This is a genomic window from Bradyrhizobium sp. McL0616 (genome assembly GCF_049993385.1).
GTDB lineage: Bacteria > Pseudomonadota > Alphaproteobacteria > Rhizobiales > Xanthobacteraceae > Bradyrhizobium.
In genome coordinates, this window is sequence record NZ_CP188255.1 from 1,725,954 (window position 1) to 1,743,923 (window position 17,970).

At 59.5% G+C, this 17,970-nt stretch carries 22 protein-coding genes and 1 pseudogene; 8 read left to right on the forward strand and 15 right to left on the reverse strand.

From position 1 onward, the window contains the following. Window positions 1–65 precede the first annotated feature (65 nt). Both ACPPVR_RS08375 and ACPPVR_RS08380 read left to right on the forward strand, forming a co-directional pair. Window positions 66–239: a hypothetical protein gene (locus ACPPVR_RS08375; RefSeq protein WP_426613754.1), complete on the forward strand. Its 174-nt coding sequence runs from the start codon at window positions 66–68 to the stop codon at window positions 237–239. 964 nt (window positions 240–1,203) lie between these two features. Then, window positions 1,204–1,356 carry a hypothetical protein gene (locus ACPPVR_RS08380; RefSeq protein ID WP_426613755.1) on the forward strand — a complete coding sequence of 51 codons (153 nt, stop codon included), beginning with the start codon at window positions 1,204–1,206 and terminating at the stop codon, window positions 1,354–1,356. A gap of 1,202 nt (window positions 1,357–2,558) precedes the next feature. On the opposite strand, the gene ACPPVR_RS08385 is transcribed toward ACPPVR_RS08380, so the two are convergent. From ACPPVR_RS08385 to ACPPVR_RS08415, 7 genes and pseudogenes are all read right to left on the reverse strand, one after another. Beyond that, window positions 2,559–2,786 (reverse strand): hypothetical protein, encoded by a 228-nt coding sequence (locus tag ACPPVR_RS08385; protein ID WP_426613756.1) that lies wholly within the window; start codon window positions 2,784–2,786, stop codon window positions 2,559–2,561. A 148-nt stretch (window positions 2,787–2,934) separates the two neighbouring features. After that, window positions 2,935–3,126 (reverse strand): hypothetical protein, encoded by a 192-nt coding sequence (locus ACPPVR_RS08390; RefSeq protein WP_426613757.1) that lies wholly within the window; start codon window positions 3,124–3,126, stop codon window positions 2,935–2,937. Then, window positions 3,123–3,496, reverse strand: a pseudogene (locus ACPPVR_RS08395) (SOS response-associated peptidase family protein); the annotation flags it as partial. The pseudogene ACPPVR_RS08395 and the gene ACPPVR_RS08390, both read right to left, overlap by 4 nt. 284 nt (window positions 3,497–3,780) lie before the next feature. Further along, window positions 3,781–4,110, reverse strand: coding sequence for a GcrA family cell cycle regulator (locus ACPPVR_RS08400; protein ID WP_426613758.1), 330 nt, complete (start codon window positions 4,108–4,110; stop codon window positions 3,781–3,783). Window positions 4,111–4,147: 37 nt separating this feature from the next. Then, complete coding sequence (locus ACPPVR_RS08405; RefSeq protein WP_426613759.1) at window positions 4,148–4,327, reverse strand: hypothetical protein; 180 nt, start codon at window positions 4,325–4,327, stop codon at window positions 4,148–4,150. Between the two features lie 146 nt (window positions 4,328–4,473). Next, on the reverse strand, window positions 4,474–4,791 hold the full coding sequence (locus tag ACPPVR_RS08410; protein WP_426613760.1) for a hypothetical protein: 318 nt from the start codon (window positions 4,789–4,791) through the stop codon (window positions 4,474–4,476). Between the two features lie 127 nt (window positions 4,792–4,918). After that, window positions 4,919–5,134 (reverse strand): dodecin family protein, encoded by a 216-nt coding sequence (locus tag ACPPVR_RS08415; RefSeq protein WP_426613761.1) that lies wholly within the window; start codon window positions 5,132–5,134, stop codon window positions 4,919–4,921. Window positions 5,135–6,292: 1,158 nt separating this feature from the next. Between ACPPVR_RS08415 and ACPPVR_RS08420 the strand changes: the two genes are divergently transcribed. Then, window positions 6,293–6,556 (forward strand): hypothetical protein, encoded by a 264-nt coding sequence (locus ACPPVR_RS08420; protein ID WP_426613762.1) that lies wholly within the window; start codon window positions 6,293–6,295, stop codon window positions 6,554–6,556. Between the two features lie 575 nt (window positions 6,557–7,131). Here ACPPVR_RS08420 and ACPPVR_RS08425 read toward each other — a convergent pair. Next, entirely contained in the window at window positions 7,132–7,371 is a 240-nt protein-coding gene (locus tag ACPPVR_RS08425; protein ID WP_426613763.1) for a hypothetical protein, read from the reverse strand. Window positions 7,372–7,472: 101 nt separating this feature from the next. On the opposite strand from ACPPVR_RS08425, the gene ACPPVR_RS08430 reads away from it, so the two are divergent. The 3 genes from ACPPVR_RS08430 (at window position 7,473) to ACPPVR_RS08440 (ending at window position 9,823) form a co-directional block, all read left to right on the forward strand. After that, window positions 7,473–7,745, forward strand: a complete 273-nt coding sequence (locus ACPPVR_RS08430) for a hypothetical protein (protein WP_426613764.1) — start codon at window positions 7,473–7,475, stop codon at window positions 7,743–7,745. A 406-nt stretch (window positions 7,746–8,151) separates the two neighbouring features. Further along, window positions 8,152–9,390: a RelA/SpoT domain-containing protein gene (locus ACPPVR_RS08435; protein ID WP_426613765.1), complete on the forward strand. Its 1,239-nt coding sequence runs from the start codon at window positions 8,152–8,154 to the stop codon at window positions 9,388–9,390. 28 nt (window positions 9,391–9,418) lie between these two features. After that, window positions 9,419–9,823, forward strand: coding sequence for a hypothetical protein (locus ACPPVR_RS08440; RefSeq protein WP_426613766.1), 405 nt, complete (start codon window positions 9,419–9,421; stop codon window positions 9,821–9,823). Window positions 9,824–10,218: 395 nt separating this feature from the next. Here the strand turns inward: ACPPVR_RS08440 and ACPPVR_RS08445 are convergent, their stop codons facing one another. The 4 genes from ACPPVR_RS08445 to ACPPVR_RS08460 all read right to left on the reverse strand — a co-directional run bounded on the left by ACPPVR_RS08445 (window position 10,219) and on the right by ACPPVR_RS08460 (window position 12,274). After that, a complete protein-coding gene (locus ACPPVR_RS08445) occupies window positions 10,219–10,380 on the reverse strand; it encodes a hypothetical protein (RefSeq protein WP_426613767.1) in 162 nt (53 codons plus the stop codon). Between the two features lie 78 nt (window positions 10,381–10,458). Next, on the reverse strand, window positions 10,459–10,644 hold the full coding sequence (locus ACPPVR_RS08450) for a hypothetical protein (RefSeq protein ID WP_426613768.1): 186 nt from the start codon (window positions 10,642–10,644) through the stop codon (window positions 10,459–10,461). 175 nt (window positions 10,645–10,819) lie between these two features. Further along, a complete protein-coding gene (locus tag ACPPVR_RS08455) occupies window positions 10,820–11,476 on the reverse strand; it encodes a tyrosine-type recombinase/integrase (protein WP_426613769.1) in 657 nt (218 codons plus the stop codon). Window positions 11,477–11,500: 24 nt separating this feature from the next. Next, entirely contained in the window at window positions 11,501–12,274 is a 774-nt protein-coding gene (locus ACPPVR_RS08460) for an integrase arm-type DNA-binding domain-containing protein (RefSeq protein ID WP_426613770.1), read from the reverse strand. Window positions 12,275–12,802: 528 nt separating this feature from the next. Between ACPPVR_RS08460 and ACPPVR_RS08465 the strand changes: the two genes are divergently transcribed. Further along, window positions 12,803–13,498: a hypothetical protein gene (locus tag ACPPVR_RS08465; protein WP_426613771.1), complete on the forward strand. Its 696-nt coding sequence runs from the start codon at window positions 12,803–12,805 to the stop codon at window positions 13,496–13,498. 45 nt (window positions 13,499–13,543) lie between these two features. On the opposite strand, the gene ACPPVR_RS08470 is transcribed toward ACPPVR_RS08465, so the two are convergent. Together ACPPVR_RS08470 and ACPPVR_RS08475 are read right to left on the reverse strand one after the other, a co-directional pair. Next, the gene (locus ACPPVR_RS08470) at window positions 13,544–14,341 is read right to left on the reverse strand and encodes a carbohydrate ABC transporter permease (RefSeq protein WP_426613772.1); all 798 of its coding nucleotides are present in this window, start codon (window positions 14,339–14,341) and stop codon (window positions 13,544–13,546) included. Beyond that, a complete protein-coding gene (locus ACPPVR_RS08475) occupies window positions 14,338–15,219 on the reverse strand; it encodes a carbohydrate ABC transporter permease (RefSeq protein ID WP_426616053.1) in 882 nt (293 codons plus the stop codon). The genes ACPPVR_RS08470 and ACPPVR_RS08475 overlap by 4 nt, the downstream gene beginning before the upstream one ends. A gap of 276 nt (window positions 15,220–15,495) precedes the next feature. Between ACPPVR_RS08475 and ACPPVR_RS08480 the strand changes: the two genes are divergently transcribed. Continuing rightward, the gene (locus tag ACPPVR_RS08480; protein WP_426613773.1) at window positions 15,496–16,071 is read left to right on the forward strand and encodes a hypothetical protein; all 576 of its coding nucleotides are present in this window, start codon (window positions 15,496–15,498) and stop codon (window positions 16,069–16,071) included. 14 nt (window positions 16,072–16,085) lie between these two features. Here the strand turns inward: ACPPVR_RS08480 and ACPPVR_RS08485 are convergent, their stop codons facing one another. Next, window positions 16,086–17,873: a peptide ABC transporter substrate-binding protein gene (locus tag ACPPVR_RS08485; RefSeq protein ID WP_426613774.1), complete on the reverse strand. Its 1,788-nt coding sequence runs from the start codon at window positions 17,871–17,873 to the stop codon at window positions 16,086–16,088. Between the last annotated feature and the right edge of the window lie 97 nt (window positions 17,874–17,970).

The window sequence follows — 17,970 nt, forward strand, 5'->3', positions numbered from 1 at the left end:
AATGAGACCAATAAGTTCCGGCAAGTCAGGGGCCGAGATCGTTGAGATGGTGACATGGTCGCTCGATGGTTCCCCTCAAGCTCAGGGACGAACTGGCGCGCCTGTCGAAGAGCGAAGGCGAACTTATGCTCAAGGCTGTGGGGAACGCTCTCGATGGGCTGCCAGTGAAGCGCCGGCGCAGACAGCACAAGAAGCGCGACCGGCAGCGGCTGATGCACCGTTGGCGGCTGAAGCTGTAACGACGAAGGCCGCAGCGATCAACTCGCTGCGGCCCGCGCCGTGTCAAAAAATGCCGGGTTAAAAGGTCTAAGTGAAATATGCAGCCAGCCCCGGTAAACAAAACCTTAATGCGGGCGGGTGCATACAGCGAATCAATTCGCACTATGGAACAGGAAAAAGTGGCAATTGCTTAATGCACCTCCGGTGCGCTGAGGGAGAGCGCCGCTGGGGCTGGCAAGCTGGCGGGCTCTCACCCAAGCACAAAGCCGCGTATGTCCCCCACGGCTCCGTCCCAAGGCACAGACTGCCAGATCCTCATTTAATGGACGGCTAAGATCTCAACCGAACCGTGGAGAGATCTAGGCCCGCCGGTTTCCGCTGGCGGACTTTGATCTCACTCTTGACTTGGGTTGTGGAACGAACTGTCCACTTTGGTACTTAGGAACCTTGCCGCGACGCGTGGTGATTCGATGCTCGAAATGATCCTGATAATGTTCGCGTTCGGGACAGCGGTCGTTGGCAGCATAATCATCGTGATGGAGTGGCGCGCGCTGGTCGGTTACTGGCGCCTCAAGCGGCAAACGCGAGCACGCTAATTTTCCCAGTGGACGAGGCTCTCGCAATTAGCCAAAAGCAGCTTTAGAGCGGTTCCCAAAAAGTTCGGGCTGTACGCAAAAATATAGTTCCGGCGTCTCCCACAAATGTTGTTTTGCTGGCTCCGGCCGCAAGTACAGTGGCATTATCGCCGCCCGACCCCTTGGCAAACATCGGTGATGAGATCGCCCATCACAGCGCTCCGCCTTCCTCTCATGGAAAGGAGCGCGCCCATGCAGCGTCGTTTCACGCAAACAGTTTCACTTGAAGACCGCCTTGCTGAAGAAGCCAGACGACTTCGCGAGGAAGCTGACTGCTTCCTCATGGGCCTGTACGAGAGGCCGCCATCCGCAGGGCTCGGCAGGCCGAGACAGGCTCTCAAGTAAACCAGTGGCTGAAATCCCCCTCGCAGCCGCCAAAGTGACGGCAGTGATTCAAGACCATCAAGTCGAATCCTGCGCGTTCCGCGCGCGCATGTGTCTTGGCATCGCCGCCATTGGCCTCGTCATGTTGCTCGCCGGTTTACTTATGAGCATCTTCTAGCAGCGCTGTGCCGGTCCATTGCCCTATGGAAAGAGTGCCCGCCCAAGCGACCGGAAGTCCCGCCCGCTAAGCTCTCGCGGGCGGAGGAAGCGCGCCGGATCATTGAGGAGTATGCGAACGACCTTCGTGCAATAATTCGGAAGCTAGCTCGCAAGATGAATTGAAGGGCCGGCCTCAGTTGTCGGCCTCGATCTCACGCTGCAATTCAACTGCGTTAATGCGGGCTCGTCCAAACAGGCCCAGCCGCGATCGCAAAAGAAAGACCCTCGGCGGTAGGGGGCAACGCCGGGGTCCTGAAGTTTTGCTGCTCCGAATCGTGACCGCTCGAAGGAATCTTTAACGTGGGACCGCGGCAAGACGTTCCTGTAGAAGGTCGGCAATCTTCGATCACGGCCGCTATGCTGACCCTATCGGCGGCCATTGCCTTTGCACAGCCCGCCGGCGCCCCGAGCGGGCGAGGGGCCGTCGCTGGTGACCCGCGCCAGCTCGACGGCGCCGAGCAGAGACCCGCGTGGTACCACCGGCATGTCTCCTGGTTCGAGCAGTGGAAGTGGTACGTCCACTTCTGGCGGCAAAGACGACAATGGAGATCAGGGTCGAGACAGAATGCCGGATAGCAACAAGACGGTCCGGCCTGAGAACCAGCAGCCGGCAAAGCCGCACTAACGCCTAGAGTCCCGCGAGGATCGACTCTCGTCGAAGTTCTGGCGTGCCAATCGGAAGGAGCAAGCGACCTCAGCTCTGGAAGGGTGATGAGCTGAGGCCGCTTGAGCTTCGGAACGGAGGCGAATCCAACCGACGCTCAGCGAGGGTAGACTGCATCCATTCCCTCGCATGGTCCACTTGTGAACGAAGCCGCGACGATGTTAGCGCGCGTGCTTTACGTCTCGTGAATGTCCTCCGTCTTGCGCGAAGGGCCTCACGTTGAAGCTGCCGAATTTCGATAGGCCTCGGTATTTCAACGGGGATGTGCTTGGCGCCACTCAAAACTATCTTGCCGCGCTCGGAGTGAGCGTGGAAATGACCGGCCGCCGCAATAAGGACAATCCACCCGTTCTCATCTGCCAAGAATGCGGACGGCCGATGGTATATCTCGCTACACTTCCGAAGATTGCTAGCCTGCCCGCGGTACACGCTTACTTGTGTCGGCCATGTCAACGGGTCGACACCATCAAGCTGAAGTAAGAGCCGGGAGGCACTTTCTAGCCGTCTCGGCACCGAATGCCGAAGTTGTCGCGGGTCAACGCGAAGGCTTCCTTCGCCTTTGCATCCTCAAGGCAGAAGCGAGTGCCGATGTCTGCGCGGTCGGTCCACCACCCCAATTCGCCGCCCTTCGCAATGCGAGCGGCCTCTCCGCGCAACAGATCAAACGGTCTTCCGGCCGCGTGGACCACTAAGCAATTTTCCTTTGTCATGAATGTGGTCTTCAAAATGAAGCAATGCTCCCATTCTGATTCCGACAAAAAATTAAATGGCGTGGTGGCGTCAATGCTGGCGCTACTAACGCGGAAGCAGGTCGGCACCTGGCGGCAGCAGTCGCACATAGGTGCCGCTTTCGTGCAGCTCGAGCCAGCCTTTCTAGATCGCATATCTGATGCCGGCGCCAAACTCCGACCCGCTCGCATTGCATCCGGTCTTGGAAAGGAACGGGCCGTTGATCTTCTCGATGTGGATGCAGTCGTTGATCACCTGGACGCTAGCGGCAAGCTCGAGGAGCTTTCGTGCGGCGGCTTCCGGTTCGGCGTAGGGGCGGGCTTCAGCGTGTTTCATATAGCGGCCTGATCTTCTTTCACGCCACGTGCCACGATTCGCAACGCGCAGTCTGCAAGAGGACGCTGAAGTATTTTGGCTTCTTCCCAAGGCGCGTTCATCCAGGTGTCAACTTCACCCGGCGTCGTCAAATAACGGGCATTGCCTTCGGATGGATGGCCTCTACTTCGACGGCTGGTTGGGTTGTTAGAAATCCATAGAGGTCGTTGGTGGTCTCGCCTTCCTTGATCTTCCGGACCGACGTCCAGTTTACCCAGATGCCAGCGAAGCAGGCGAGGGGACGGGTTTCGTCGAACGCAAACCAGATGTCGTCGCCTGCGGCCTTTTTGGACTCGCTGAAGCTGGTGAACGGCACCAGGCAGCGATTGTCCGTCTGCGTTCGATCGCGCCGCCGCCAGTATCGATGGGCATCACGCCACCGCCATCATGGTACCTCCTACACTGGTTGTGGTTCCGCAATTGGCCCATCAGCGAAGTGGCGACACCGTTCATTGAGGTCAGCTTAGCGGGGGTAGCGGACGAGATTTGCTCACGCTGAGTTCTTCGCCTTCTGACCCGGAGCAGACCAAGGCTTGGGGAATATCCACGACAGCCGAACTGTTCGAGCTGGACTAGGGCACGGGCACGGAGCGTAACGCCTTTCGTGGTTAGCTCTTAGCCAGTGTTCCTGACCGCCTCAGTTAGAATGGCGTACAGCTGCTGCTTGCTGAATTCCTTGGGCTGCTGCCTCTCTGCCGTGCTCCGCGACGCCTTCTTTTCTACTCGACGTGCGAAGGCGGTCGACGACGTCGGCCTTAGCTTCGGGGGCGGCCTGATCTTGGGTCTTGCTGTTGGCGGCTTGTGGCCACGCTTCAAGCCCAAACGGGTTAGCATCCCGCAGACCGAGTTACGGCTATACCCGAGACGGCGTGCAATCTGTGCCGCGCTCTGTCCTGCGGCCCATAGCCTTTTGAGCAATGCTACGTCTTTCGCATCCCAGCCCATGCGAGATTATAGCGCTGACTGGCCGACACCGGCTAGTCTAGTCTTCATCCGGCTCGCGTACGACTGCCGGTTCGTCGGCTTCATCCTCCTCTTCGTCGTCCCCCTCGTCCTCCCCGTCTTCATCAGGATCTCGGGGCGGCATCGCGGCGTCCATAGCTACGAGCGGCGTCGAGGCGGTTGCTGTGATGAAAAATGCTTCGAAATCGTGTTGCCTCATGTTGTTATTACTCCTCGGAAAGCATGCACAGTCGAATGTTCCCGACGGACGGCATCCGGATGCCCCCAGGGCGCGATCGCTCCTACGCGACGGCGACCAGTTCGACAGCAGCGGCAAGGGGCGGCACCCAACACAACTGGCGGCGTTTACGAATACTTTGTGCCCGAGGACACATCAGGTTCTATATCTACCAAAACTTCGCCGGCAGTGATCTCGGGATCTCCAAGATCGAGGTCATGCAGACTTGCTTGAATAAACTCCAGTATCTTAGCGTTCGCTGCATTGGCGCTTTCGCGGTCCTCGAACATCATCACAGCGGCACCAACGCCGTCGCCCCCATCGAGCACGTAGTAGGATCTGAATCCGTGCGATTGCCGCAGGATCTGACCGATGCCGCTCTTGGCGCGGCGAGCAGCGTCCGCAACCGAACGAACCTTGCTGTACTTGCGAATGACTATGTACATGAGGTCACCACGCGTTACAGTTCCCGCCCCCCGCATCAAATCATCCAGAGCACCACTTCCCGGATGGCCGCGCCCGTTTCTCCAGTGAGCTAACCTCGCCCCGCAAGCGGGGGCGAGGTGCTGAGGCTCAGGAACCCTCGAACTTGAACGATACGTTGAGCTTGGCGCGATAGGCCTCTATTTTTCCCTTCTCGTCCAGTTGCATATCGAGTTTGACGACCTCTGCAATGCGAAGATCCCGGAGAGATTTTGCAGCTTGCCCGACCGCATTGGCGGCCGCCTTCTCCCATGAGTCGTTGCTGGTACCGATCAGTTCAATGACCTTGTAGACGCTATCAGGCATGTCGTCCTCCTGTTCGGTATGAAGCAGGAAGCAGATGCTCCCCGCCGACGCGAAATCTAGCATCAGGATATCGGTCGCCGATACGACGCGATACGGTCCCGGACGTCACCGGGGGTCCGCTAAGGACAAACGGCATTTGGCGGCGATGTCGCCTCTTGGCCCGTTTCGGACATGCCCCGCTGCGCTGACGATGTCCGTTGACAGGACAACAGCAGACCTTGGGAGTCCAAGCGCTGGGCGTGAGGAAACGCTGATAGCGGCTTGCCTGTGTCCATCGTTGGCGGGCGCATGCCCCTAGGTTGATTTAGATCAACACCCACTCTCCGGAATTTGGGCGACTTACAAGAGGGCGGGAGACCGGGAGTTAGAGATATGGGTCAACGTTCAGGATCGATGATCGGCCGTCGAAGCGTTCTTGCTCTTTGTGGATACGCAGCCGTGTTCGGACTCGTTGTCTCGCCTACCATGCTGATGGTGTCAGATGCTGGCGCTCAGACCTCAACCGCACCGACCACGCCCGCCGCGCCTTCCGCTGAGACACCGCAGTCCGGTACGGAGCGGCGTCAGGAACGACGCACAGGGCGCACAGAACGGCGTCAGGATCGACGGACGGGGCGAACAGAACGCCGTCAGGAGCGACGGACGGGGCGCACGGAGCGGCGCGAAGAGCGGCACGACGGCGCCGCCGAAGAGAAAAAGTAGCCGCGCGTCCACCGGCACGCCCCAAGAAATCAATTAGGAGTAAGAACATGAAAAGTTCAACGGTGCTCGGAGTGGCCCTCGGTGCAGCGATGTTCTGCTTGACGCCCGTGTCGTTTCACTGGTCACCAGCCGGGTCTGTCGTTATCTCCGTCGACAAAGCTGACGCTCGTGTCGGTCGTCCGCTCACACCTGGCAGCGTTGCGGGGGTTAATAGGCGAGTGCATCGGCGCGCGTATCGGCGCGGGTACTATGGAGCTGCTGTAGGCGCAGCTGCCGTCGGAGCAGCGGCCACGGGAGCGTACTACAATCGCCGGCAATGCGGTTATTATCCATACCCCCCGTGCTATTGAGAGCGACGTCGCATCCAGCGTTGACCCATCACCTAGTTTCCTTACCAGTCACAAGTGCTTGGCCGCGGTGCATCTCCATCGGTTCGCGGCGAAAGGTAGGATCACCATGCATCGGACAAAGAGTCTCTCGATAAAGTCGGCGACGGTTGCCCGGATTGCCGCCAGCGTCCTGTTGGGGGTGGCGGGTCTCACGCTCAATCCAACGCCAGCCAAGGCGGTCGTGTATTGCCAGTACGTTGAATATCCGGTGGGGTGCGTTGCGAGGGCTGGCGTCGTGCTCAGGCCTCGTCCGGTGGCGCGCGCTGCGGTCCGTCATAACGTCGGAGGCAACGCAAATGGCGGCGTCAATCGCGTTGGAGTGCGGCGGTAAGGCACTGTGTTGGTCAGTGCCGCATTGTTGAAAGATGCAGCCGCCTCAATTGCGGCTAGGGACTCAGCTATTGATTCGGTCGGTAGTCCAGCGTTCGCCGGCTTGTCCAACGATCCCTAGAACTCACACCTGGATCGGCCAACAATGGGAGTGCAAGGGCGCTTGGTCTCCAGACCGGGCGCCCCTGTGCTAAGCTCCGCGCCAGACGCGCGACACGCCTTCGCGGAAGCCACCACGAAATGATCGGATAGGGCCGGTGGCATAATTTTGCTGAGGTCGTCGAACGAACCGCTCACCATGGTCGCAAGCTCATGTGCCGGAGCATGCTCCGCCCAGCGGCGCCCAACTCCCAACCAGTTGGTGATCTTCCTCCACGTCCATCGCCTTGGGCCTTCCTGCGTTAATCGGCCCCGACGACGTTTGCTGACCGCGCCGGGGCCTTCGACGTTCTCGCCTATCTAGGAAGCTTGGGGGCTGGGAAGATCAGCGAGGCGTATCCCAGACAAGCACAATCCCGCTGCTTGGCTAGTGCACTTTGTGCCAATTCGATGCGGGATGACCGGCATCCCTCAATTCTACTGGCTGCCTCCAAGCGCACGCCACAGTCGCTCAAGTTCTAGCGTGACGCAGAATAGCGCGAACAGCGACGCCACCAGTTGCAGCCCACGACGGAACATGAGCCAAAGGTCGGCGCCTTGATGGATCTCCGGCAAATGTCTGAAGAACACGACGCCGAACAGCGAGCCTCCGAAAATAAAGGCAGGTCGCCCCAGAAATAGGAACAGGTGACTCAGGATCGGGTTCGTCGCGGTCATCGTGAAAGACGAGGTTAGTCGAGCCGCCGCTGCAGGCGATGGAACAGGCCGAGCAGCGGCAAGCGGTGAAGTAAGTCATGATAACATCATGAGTTGGAACCATGCCGCTCTCGCTCTCCGATGAAGAACTCGCCGCCGTCATGGACGCCGCCACGCCGCTGCAGCCGCACCAGCGCTCCGAATTTTTGCGCGACGTCAGCGCCGAGCTGGCAAGCTATGAGGTCGTCGGTCCCGGTGTGATCCATCGCATCGTGCGTGAGCTGCAGCGCGCGCATCTCAACCGTCACGGCTTCACCACCACGGCGTCAGCAAGTCCGGCTGTTGACGGCGTCCAATCTACCCGGCGGCTTACGAAGTGTTCACTTGACCAGTGAGCCTGCGCAGCCAAGAAGGTGGACAGACCAGAATTTCATTAAACAGTCGCAATGAGTCGCCCCAATTCTGACGCCGAGTCCGCCATGCAATACTTGGTTTGGGCATTCGAAATGATCGAAAAGACCGACAACAGTAAAGCTGCCAAGCACGCTCGCAATGCCTTGGAAGCGTTGTGCGACGCTAATGATCGATCAGTCGATCAGAACGACGAGCGCGCAAGCTAGTTGTGGTCGGCATGCTGCCGGTGGTGCTGCTCGCAATCCTGCTTTTCAAGATGTGATCCAAGTGGACCGTCACGACTGTCTTTTTGGTCATCCTCGATCTCTGGTGACGTCCTAGTCCATCTCCCCGATTGTGCTCAAAAGGTCCCCGATCTGATCAGCGGCCCATGCGGCGGCGAAACAGTTGACCGTCAACGGCTTTGGTCTGCAGCGGCCGCAAATATCGCGGGGGATATCTTCCCGGAAGTTCTACCGCCGCGAGCAGAGAGCGTTAAGCTCACGCCGTGGGGCGGGGACCCTAAACATCATGGCTTGGGCGACTCCTGAATATTCGAAACGCCGCGTAAATGACGCCGGTGCGTTTGTGGCGAACTACGCGTCGTCGCAAATAGACGAAGACTTCGACAAATATCTCGGTGCACTGGAAATCGTCAACAATTGGCGAACCGCTCATAATTTTCCGCTCAATACGTTCCATGTTGGACTGAAGAGGAGAGGAAAGTTGATCGACAGCGGAATCATCACCGCGCAGCGGATCAAGCGTCTTACTTCAATCGAGCACAAACTTTCTCGCTTCCCCACCATGACCCTTTCGCAAATGCAGGACATCGGTGGGTGCAGAGCGATCATGCGCTCGGCAAAAGCAGTCAAGCAACTCTGTGAGGCCTACGCATCAAGTGACATTAAGCACGCGCTGGCCGCGAATGACGATTATGTTTTGACACCAAAGCCTTCTGGCTATCGAGGCGTCCATCTAGTCTACAAGTATTTTTCCGACCGTAAGACCGACTACAATACGCTCAAGATCGAAATCCAGATTCGATCCCAACTCCAACACGCTTGGGCAACTGCAGTTGAAACTGTCGGCACGCTTCAGCAGCAAGCGCTCAAATCCAGCCAAGGCGAGAAGGACTGGTTGCGTTTCTTCGCCTTGGCCAGCAGTGCTTTCGCACTTCGAGAGGGGACCGAGCCAGTGCCGGGGACACCAATCTCCTATCGAGACCTTGTGTCTGAGATGCGCGACTATGTGCGCAGCCTCGATCTGGCGAAGCGGCTGCAGGCTTATGGCCATGCCATGCGATTTCTAGCCAGCCCTCAGCACAATAAAAACGATAACCACTATTTCCTGCTGGAGATGAATCCAGCGCAAAAGTCCGTTCAGGTCACGACTTTTAAGTTCAGCGAATCCACCCTTGCCAACCAGAAATACTTGGAGGTTGAGCGCAAATTGAAGGGCACGATGGGAGCGGAGGCTGTGCTCGTCTCGGTGGACTCGCTCGATGCGGTGCGGAAGGCTTATCCAAATTACTTTCTCGACACCGAGGTGTTCGTGCGATTGATCCGAGAGGCGACGAGGACACTATCACCGCCGCCTCGACTCAAAAAGGCGGCAGACAAGAGGCAGCTCAATCTGTTCAACTGAGCGCGCAGCATCGGGGCTGGGGGCCTAAATGGACTGGACACTTGTTGTCGTGCTGGCGCTCGCGGGCATCTTCTTCATGTGGCGGCAATCAAAGAACACGGAGAAGGCGAAAGCTGCCAATGAGCGGCTGAAGCGGGATACCCGCCTCTATCGAAACATCAAGGCAGGGATGCGAGAATACCATTTTCGAGAACGCGAACAGGATTTCTGGCGAGTGAAGGACGGCGAGTTGCTGTTTGAGACCGCCCACCTGTCAGCTTTCGGAGTCAGCCACCCCGCAGAAAGCCGAGTAGGGTTCTATTTCAAAGACAGCGAAGAGTTCGGGCTCTACGGCTTCTTCGCTGGCAACGACGACGATGTTTACCACAGCTATTACCGCACTGACCGCACCTTCCAAAAGGAAGAGATGCTGCTGACGAATGACGAGGATTGAGCTTGTAGTCGCGGCAATAAATCAGCACATCGCGCGCGCCCATCTCGCGCATCTCACCGAAGGTGATCTTTTGGGGATAGGTCGTCATGGCGTCAACCTTCATCGCCGGAGGTGGTTTCGACAGGGGCGGCGAAATGGAGGACTTCGATGCTTAAAGGGAACGATATTTGAGCGCAGGGCTTTGTGTTTATGATGGTTTCGCGCAACCCTCATTTAGAAGGTGCCATACAGTCGTTGGTGTGGGCCATCGAGGAAATTGCAAAGACTGGCAACAAAGACGCCGAGCATCACGCGCGCTTAGCGTTGAAGCACCTCCAGCCGCCGCCGACCGCTGAGCCAACCCCTCCCAAACATCGTTGACCGTGCCGCGCATCGCAGCCGTCGCCGCCCATGCGCTAAATCGAACCGCCCGTCACCCAAACCGGGCGGAAGGCCTTCGCCTGCCTCTGTCGCGGCGCGGGCCCAGGCTCGGCGCGGGGCCAGTTTAGCGCCCGCATCATGTCGATCCGCGCCAGCATCTCCGGGCCGTCGCGCTCGGCGACCAGCAACACTTCCATCGCGGCACATCGCGCGCGCCGGACTGACGCATCTCGCCGAAGGTGATCTTGACGGGGTAGGGAGTCATGGCAGGAGCGTCAGATGTCAGCGCCGCGAGACGCTTGCGCCATCGCCTTCTCGACCTCATCGGCAAGCTGATTCAGATGCTGCGCCAGCCGGCCGAACATGTCCCGCTTTGTGGGGTTGGTTGCGAGGTCGCGGATCAGGGCGGCTTCAGCCGCATCCCTGCGGAGCTTTTCCAAGCTGGCTTGGTAATCCTTCATGGGTGGACACTACACCGCGCTACACCGGCATTCATATAATTTGCGTTGTCGGCCGCCCCCTCGGATCGCGACACAAATGTAAACACAACGGCGTCAGCGCATTGATATATCGTGGCTTTTTGTTCCTGAAACTTCCCTGCGCAGGGAAGGAGGTCCGCGAGAGCTGTGACCGGGCTCAGAGACGGTCGGCATAGGCAATCAGGCGGCGAGCCGTGGGCCCTGCCTGCCCCAGGGCCTTAGCGACGGGCGCGCCGACGATCCGCCTCAGCTCAGCCGCGACCCCGTCCAGTACGGCGCGCTTCTCCTTCATGCGCTTGCTGTGATTGTAGACCTTGCCGGTAACTGTAGGCACGATCTGCTCGGAATTCTTGCTGGCAGCATGATCGAGGCATTTCGCGATCCAGGCGTCGTCAAATCCGAGATCACCGGCCAGCGTCGCTCCGGTCCGCCGCAGGTCGTGCGGCGTGAACGGTTTGAGGCCGAGCAGCTGGCAAATGCCGAGCGTCCTCACCTTGCCTTTGCGCTTGTCGCCGCGCAACGCGTCCGCCATGGCCTTGCGGTGCAACGGATGATCGCCGAGGGGGGAGGCGAAGACGTATTGCTTGTTCGATCCCCGCAGGGCTTCCTTGATGAGATCCACAGCGAGATCGGAGAGGGGCTGCTGGATCACTCGCCGCTTCTTGACCCGCTTAAGCGGCACGTCAAAGCGCGGCTTATCGGCATCGAGGTCGAATAGTTCGTCGCGGTGCGCGCCAAGCAACTCGCTTGACCGCAGCATGGTCACCAACTCGAACTTCAGTGCCAGCCGCGTCCTGCGATCCCATGACCGCATCAGATCCTCATCGTCGAGGCCGTGCTAGAATATGTTGATTTCATCCTCGGAAAGAACGCGGGTGCGGGCATGCTCCGCATCGAGCTTCGGAAGATTAATGCAAGGCGACGCACTGACGTAATCGCGGCCCGCCTCGGCCGCCCAATTGAACAGGGCACTGGCCGCCTTCCGCATATGCCGCGCATTGCTGACCGAGGGCTTGCCGTACGTGCCCGCGACGATGTCGTTCGAGAGCGTCGCGATGTCGTTCTTGGTGACCTCTCCCACGAGTTTCTTGCCGAGCCGGGCACCAAGGAAGCGCCGCAGATGGCTGGCGGTGTTCTCCCATGCCTCCAAACGGGGCCGCATCGCGCCGTCCGGCTTCTTGACTGGGGTCTTCATCCAGTCGATCCGCTCCTCGATCACCTCGGAGACGGTCTTGCCGCGCTTAGCCTTCGCCATCTTCTGGTCGCGGAAGGTCTCGGCGAGCGCGCCGCCGCCCATGCCCTTGAGGCCATAGACCTTGCTGCGGGCGTCCTCGACCGTGAAGGTCTCGGGATTGTAGACGCCGAGCCAGCCGGTACGCTGCTTGCCGGTCCCCCGGTCGGTGAACTTGAACGAGAAGGTCGCCACCCCGGCCGTCGTGATGCTGACGTAGAGGCCAGGGCATTTGCGGTCGTAGAATTTCGTCCGCTTGCTGAGGCGCTTCTCGCATAGGCGGTCGGTCAGGATGACGCTGCTATTGCGGCCCCGCTTGCCGGCGGGGGAGGGGGTGATGGTAGTATTCAGGTGGTTTCGGCTCCTAAGGCTTGGGACCAAAGGGCTCGGCTTTGAGGCTTTCAGTTTGTCGTGCGGACGCTGAAAGGCTTAGGGCCGGGCCCTTATTTTGGTGAAGCCCGCTGAAACAGCCCGCATCAGGGTAGTCGAAAAGCCCTTATTTTAAAGGGTTTTCTTAGTTTCGGCGTGTTTCACCGAACACCAAAATATAGACGTGTGGTCCTGGCCGTCGTTGCTACGGTCAAGCTCTTGCGGAGGCGGCATTCGCGTCAACCGGCGTGATGCCTTCGAATTTCGCAGGAGTGAGGGAGGCCAGAACGAACTCGGCTCCCGGGAGAGCACGGCATAAGCCGTCAACCTACTGCGCAGGGAAGGCCGAGTGATTGGTTACACCTGTATGCTGCTGTGCGGCTTCCTTGCGCTACACCTGCGCATGGCAGACCGCGGGTGCCAGCCGGCACCCGGCCTTCCCTGCGCCCTCTTGGATTTGAGAGGGTGGAGCGACGAAGCAAAGCTCGGGCGATTTGAGCCGCGAGAACGCGAAAGTGTGTCTGCAAGTTGAGAGGAGAATTGGGGGATGCCGAGAATGCCTCTCGCTCCGTCATTGCGAGCGCAGCGAAGCAATCCAGCCTGCCGCCGCTGAGGGATTCTGGATTGCTTCGCTGCGCTCGCAATGACGATGCTGAGGCCACGAGCGCCTGCCTCTTCCACCGTCACCTTCAGCGGCAACGGTTTGGCCATTGCACAGGGACCTCAACGCTCGACTTCACGGCAGATCGCGCTATTTTCTCGTCGTCATTCCGATGTCCCGCGCAAGGAGACCTGCGAGTGCTCGATCATATTCTCAGATTCATGACGCTCGGGACCGTCATCGTTGGCAGTATCGCGATCTTCACCGCGCTGCATACCAACAACCGGCGTCTGGGGGCCGACATCTTCCTGAGATATTCCGACCGGATCTCCGACCTGCGGCGTCGCCTCCCGGTCACTGCGTTCCTCGAACGCGAGGCTCATGGCGGCACCGAGATCACAGCGGAAGAGCGGCGGGCCGTGCATGAAATCATCCACTCGATCTGCGAGCTTTATGAACTCAAGGTACATGGCTTCTTTCCAACGGGGATCTGGAAGATCAGAGAGCCCGATATCGAAAGGTTGCTCTCGCTGCCACTGTTCCAGCAGGAATTGGCGAGCCTCGAAGACAGATTTAGGGGGCATCCACGCCTTGCCGATTGGCTCAAGTCGATCAGGCAGCACAAGATAGCCTGATTGACTGGGCAAGCGGCGTGCCATCCGACGCGCCTCATCCACCCGTCACGTCCGGATCACAAACCCCTTCGCAAGGTGGTTCCTTACAAAATAGATCATCGCAATTCCGGGGACGAGCGCGAGAACGGTCATGGCCATGACGAGGCCGACATCCGTTCGGAAGCCGAACAGCGCGTTGATGGCCATGGTGATGGGCTTGCCGCCGGTCGTCGTTAGAATGCGGGCAAGCACCACCTCGACCCAGGAGAAGATGAAGCAAAAGAACGCGGTAACGCCGATGCCCGGCGCTATGGCCGGAATGAGATGGCGGAAGACAAAGCTGACAAGAGAGTGGCCGTCGAGAAATGCTGTTTCGTCGAACTCGCGCGGTACGGCTGAGATGAACCCCTCCAAGATCCAGATCGCTATCGGAATGTTAAAAACGCAATGCACGAGCGCAATGCCGACCGGGGTGTTCTCCAGGCCGACCTGCGAGAACAGGACGAAGATCGGCAGTGACAGCACGACAGTCGGCGTGATGCGGAACACCAGCAGCAGGAAAAAGATCTGCCGATCGCCGACGAAGCTGTAGCGCGCGAACGCGTACGCCGCGGGCAATCCGACGCCGAGGCAGAGCGTGACGTTCAACACGACGTAGACGATGGAGTTCAGAATCGCCTGTTTCAGAACAGGCGAATGAAGAATGTTCTGGTAGTTGACGAGGCTGAAATGCCCCTCAGCGATCCCGTCTCTTGGAAGGGTCGAGACAAAGCTGACGATGATCGTCTGCGCCAGCGGCACGAGGACGAAGGCGCCCACCAATCCGAATACGATGATCCGCCCTACCCATGACAGCGACTTCACCGGGCGGGCTCCGTGGCGACCGGATTCCGCGCGCTGGTTGCTGCCTTGAAAGTCCACGCGACGGTCATGACGATCAGGAAGTAGACGATCGAGCGGGCAGCGGCCGGTCCGTAATTGAAGGACTGGATCTCTTCGCCGAGGTCGAGGCTCAAAAATGCGGTGGCGCCGTTCGGCCCTCCGGCATTGATGCGGAAGGCTTCGATGTAGATCATGAAGCTGTCCATGAACCGAAGAAGAAGCGCCATCGACAGCACGGTCTTCATTTTCGGCAGCTGGATGAAGCGAAAGATGTGCCATTGCGACGCGCCGTCAATGGCTGCCGCCTGGTAATAGGCCGGCGGAATGCTGGAGATACCGGCATAGGACAGCACGACGACCAGCCCCAGCCAATGCCATGTGTCCATCACGACAAGCACGATCCATGTGTGCAGGGCATCGAACTTGTAGTCGAAGCCGATGCCCAGCCATCCCAGCATCCGGCCGGCGAGACCGGCATTGGGATTGATGAAGTTCAGCCAGATCATCGGGATCATGTTCCAGGGCACCACCAGCGGAATGGTGATCAGAACAAGGACGGTGCTGACGACGAATCGATGCGATCGTTGCAGCAGCAGCGCAATCCAGATGCCGAGCGGCAGCTGGATCGACAGCACGATGGCCGAGAACAGAAAGCTCCGCCCCAGGCTGCCGTAGAAACGCTCCGAGGAGACGATGTTCCGGTACCACTCGACGCCGACCCAATAAGGATTGGTCAGGCTGAAGAGGTCCTGGAAGGAGTAATTCGTCACCGCGATGAGCGGAATGATTCCGACGAAGGTCATGATGACCAAAGCGGGAAGCAGCAGGTACCAGGCTCTATTGTCGTATGGCTTCATTATCGAACGATTGCGACGGGCGGGACGAGTAAGCCTCAGGAAACACGGAATGAGCAGGCGGCAGGATGCGCCGCGGGCATGCAAAAGGCCTCGATTGACACCGAGGCCTTCTGCTGCGCGCCGTCGCGGAGGTGGGCAGCTTCTGCCGGGACAGATTTGCCGGCGTGACGAACCTGCCATCTGGAATTCGCGATAACCCCTTGATGGCAATGACTCCCTGAGCTGGCACGCTCGTTGCACGCAGAACGTGCGTTTGCAATGACAGTGGAGTGTTCAAGTATGAGCGTCAGCAGCACGAGCAGCATCAATGGTGGAAGCGCGGCGGGTGCGTCTTCCTCGGTCGGCCAGTCGAAATCGACCGATGGTTCACAGGCGGGCGGCTCGACGTTTGCGTCTCTGATGCATGACGGCACGCCTTATGACGAGATCAAGGTCGATCTGCCCAACGGCATGTCGGTCGGCATCGTCCACTTCGGGGGCGGCGGCTTTGACAGCAGCGCGCTCAAGTCCATCGAGGATTTCGTGCAGAAGATGGCGAGCCAGCAGACGAGCGGAGCGTCGTCCGCAAATCCGGCGTCCAGCGCCGACCAAGCGGGGAATGACGGGACGCCTGATACCGTCGGGATCGACAAGATTCATGTCGATCTGCCCAATGGCATCTCGTACGAGGTGCTTCATTCCTCCGGCAATCAGACGACCGACAGCGCCGCCGTCATGAAGGAGCTCACCGAGGCTGCCGAGGAGCTCGGCGAATCCCTCGCGCAATATTCACCGGCATCGACCGCAGCGTCTGCCTATGCGACGCAGCAGGCCACGTCATCCAGCCGTACCAGCCAGGTCGACGCTCAGGGCTGAATACGTAGGATGGGTCAACTGCGATACCAACTCCCCAAATTCCACGTCGTCACATCCCATCCCGAGATATCCGCCATCAGGCCATTGACGGCGCCGCCGACGATATTGCGAGAGAGGATCGGCAGGAACACGTTGGCTTCGCAGAAGATCTCGTCGACCTTGATCAGCAGCGCGGCGCGCTTGACCGGGTCGAGCTCCTTCTGCGCCTGCTTGTAGGCCTTGTCGGCCTCGGGATCGGACCAGCGCGAGACGTTGCGGCCGAGCCATTTGTTCTCCTTGGTCGATATCTCCCAGGAGACGCACTGGTTCAAGAACCGCTCCGGGTCGGGCTGCGGCTGCGTCGCGTTGTACATTTCCATGTCGCAATAGAATTTCGAGTAAGTGTCGGGGTTGCCGACGTCTGATGAGAAGAACACCGATGCGGTGACCGATTTGAGCTCGATGTCGATCCCGGCACGCTGGCAGGCTTGCTTGATGATGGCCTGCGTCTTCTGGCGTGGCGCGTTGATCGAGGTCTGGAACACGTATTTGAGCTTGTTACCGCCCTTCTCGCGAATGCCGTCCGCGCCCTTTGTCCAGCCGGCCTCGTCGAGGATCTTGTTCGCCTTGTCGACGTCGAATTCGTATTTCAGCTTGCTCGACTTGAACTGCCTGGGCTGGTTGACGGAGCTCGCCGTTGCGATGCCGCCGCGGCCGTAGATGAATTTCTGGATCGCGTCGCGATCGATCAGGCAGTTGATCGCCCGGCGAACGGCCGGATCGGACAGCGTCGGGTGCCTGGTCTTGACACTGGACCGTTCGCCGTCGACCTCGGTCCACGGGTCGGTCGTGTTGAGGACGATGAACTCGATGCCGCCGGCGGGCGTGTATTCCACCCTGCCTTTCCCGCTGGCCTCCATGCGCTTGAGGACCTCGTCCTCCACCAGCAGGTTCCAGGCATAGTCGTACTCGCCGGTCTGCAGCACTGTGCGCGCCGCGGAGACCGCGTCGCCGCCACCCTTGATTTCGAGCGTGTCGAAATGCGGCTGGTTCCTGACGTGATAGTCGTCGTTGCGTTCGGCTCGGATCATGTCACCTGGCCTGAACTCGACGAACTTGTAGGGACCGGTGCCGACCGGCTTCAGATTGCCCGGCGCGTCGCGCGACTTGGCGCCGACATAATCGCCGAAATGATGCTTTGGCAGGATCTGGCCGACCGAGCCGACGAAGGCGTCGGCCCAGAACGGCGTCGGGTCCTTGAAGGTCACCTTGACGGTGTGGTCGTCGATCTTCTCGACCCTGATGTCCTTGTAGGACCCGGTGGTGTACGCGGCGGTCGCGAGATCGGCCGCGTATGTCCAGGTGAAGATGACGTCGTCGGCGGTGAAGGGCTTGCCGTCATGCCAATTCACGCCCTGCTTCAGCTTCCAGGTTACGCTCATGCCGTCCGCCGCGAGGCCGCCGTTCGCCTTGGTCGGTACCTCGGCGGCGAGGCAGGGGATGAGGTTGCCTTCCCTGTCCCAGCCGGCGAGCGGCTCGAAGAAGATGCGCGAGGCGACCTGGTCCTTGGTGCCGAGCGCGAAATGCGGATTGAGCAGCGTCGGAGCCTGCCAGAGCAGGATCTTGAGCGGGCCGCCGCCGCCGGCCTTGGTCGGCTTGTAATGCAGCGTGGCGTCCGCCAATGCCACGTCGTTCCAGATCAATATCTGGCTCGCGACGGGCGCGGCGATTCCGACCGCAGCCATTGTCTGGATGAACGAGCGCCGCGATAGCGAGCCTTGCTTCACATCCGCGACCAGGCCGCGAATCTCGTTTTCGTCCATCAGATGGCCTCCACCCGTCAAAGAAAGGTCGTCACCGGCCGCAATTGACAAGCACTCTAACGCGGGACGTCGGGCCGCGTGGAGTCAAAGATGAGGC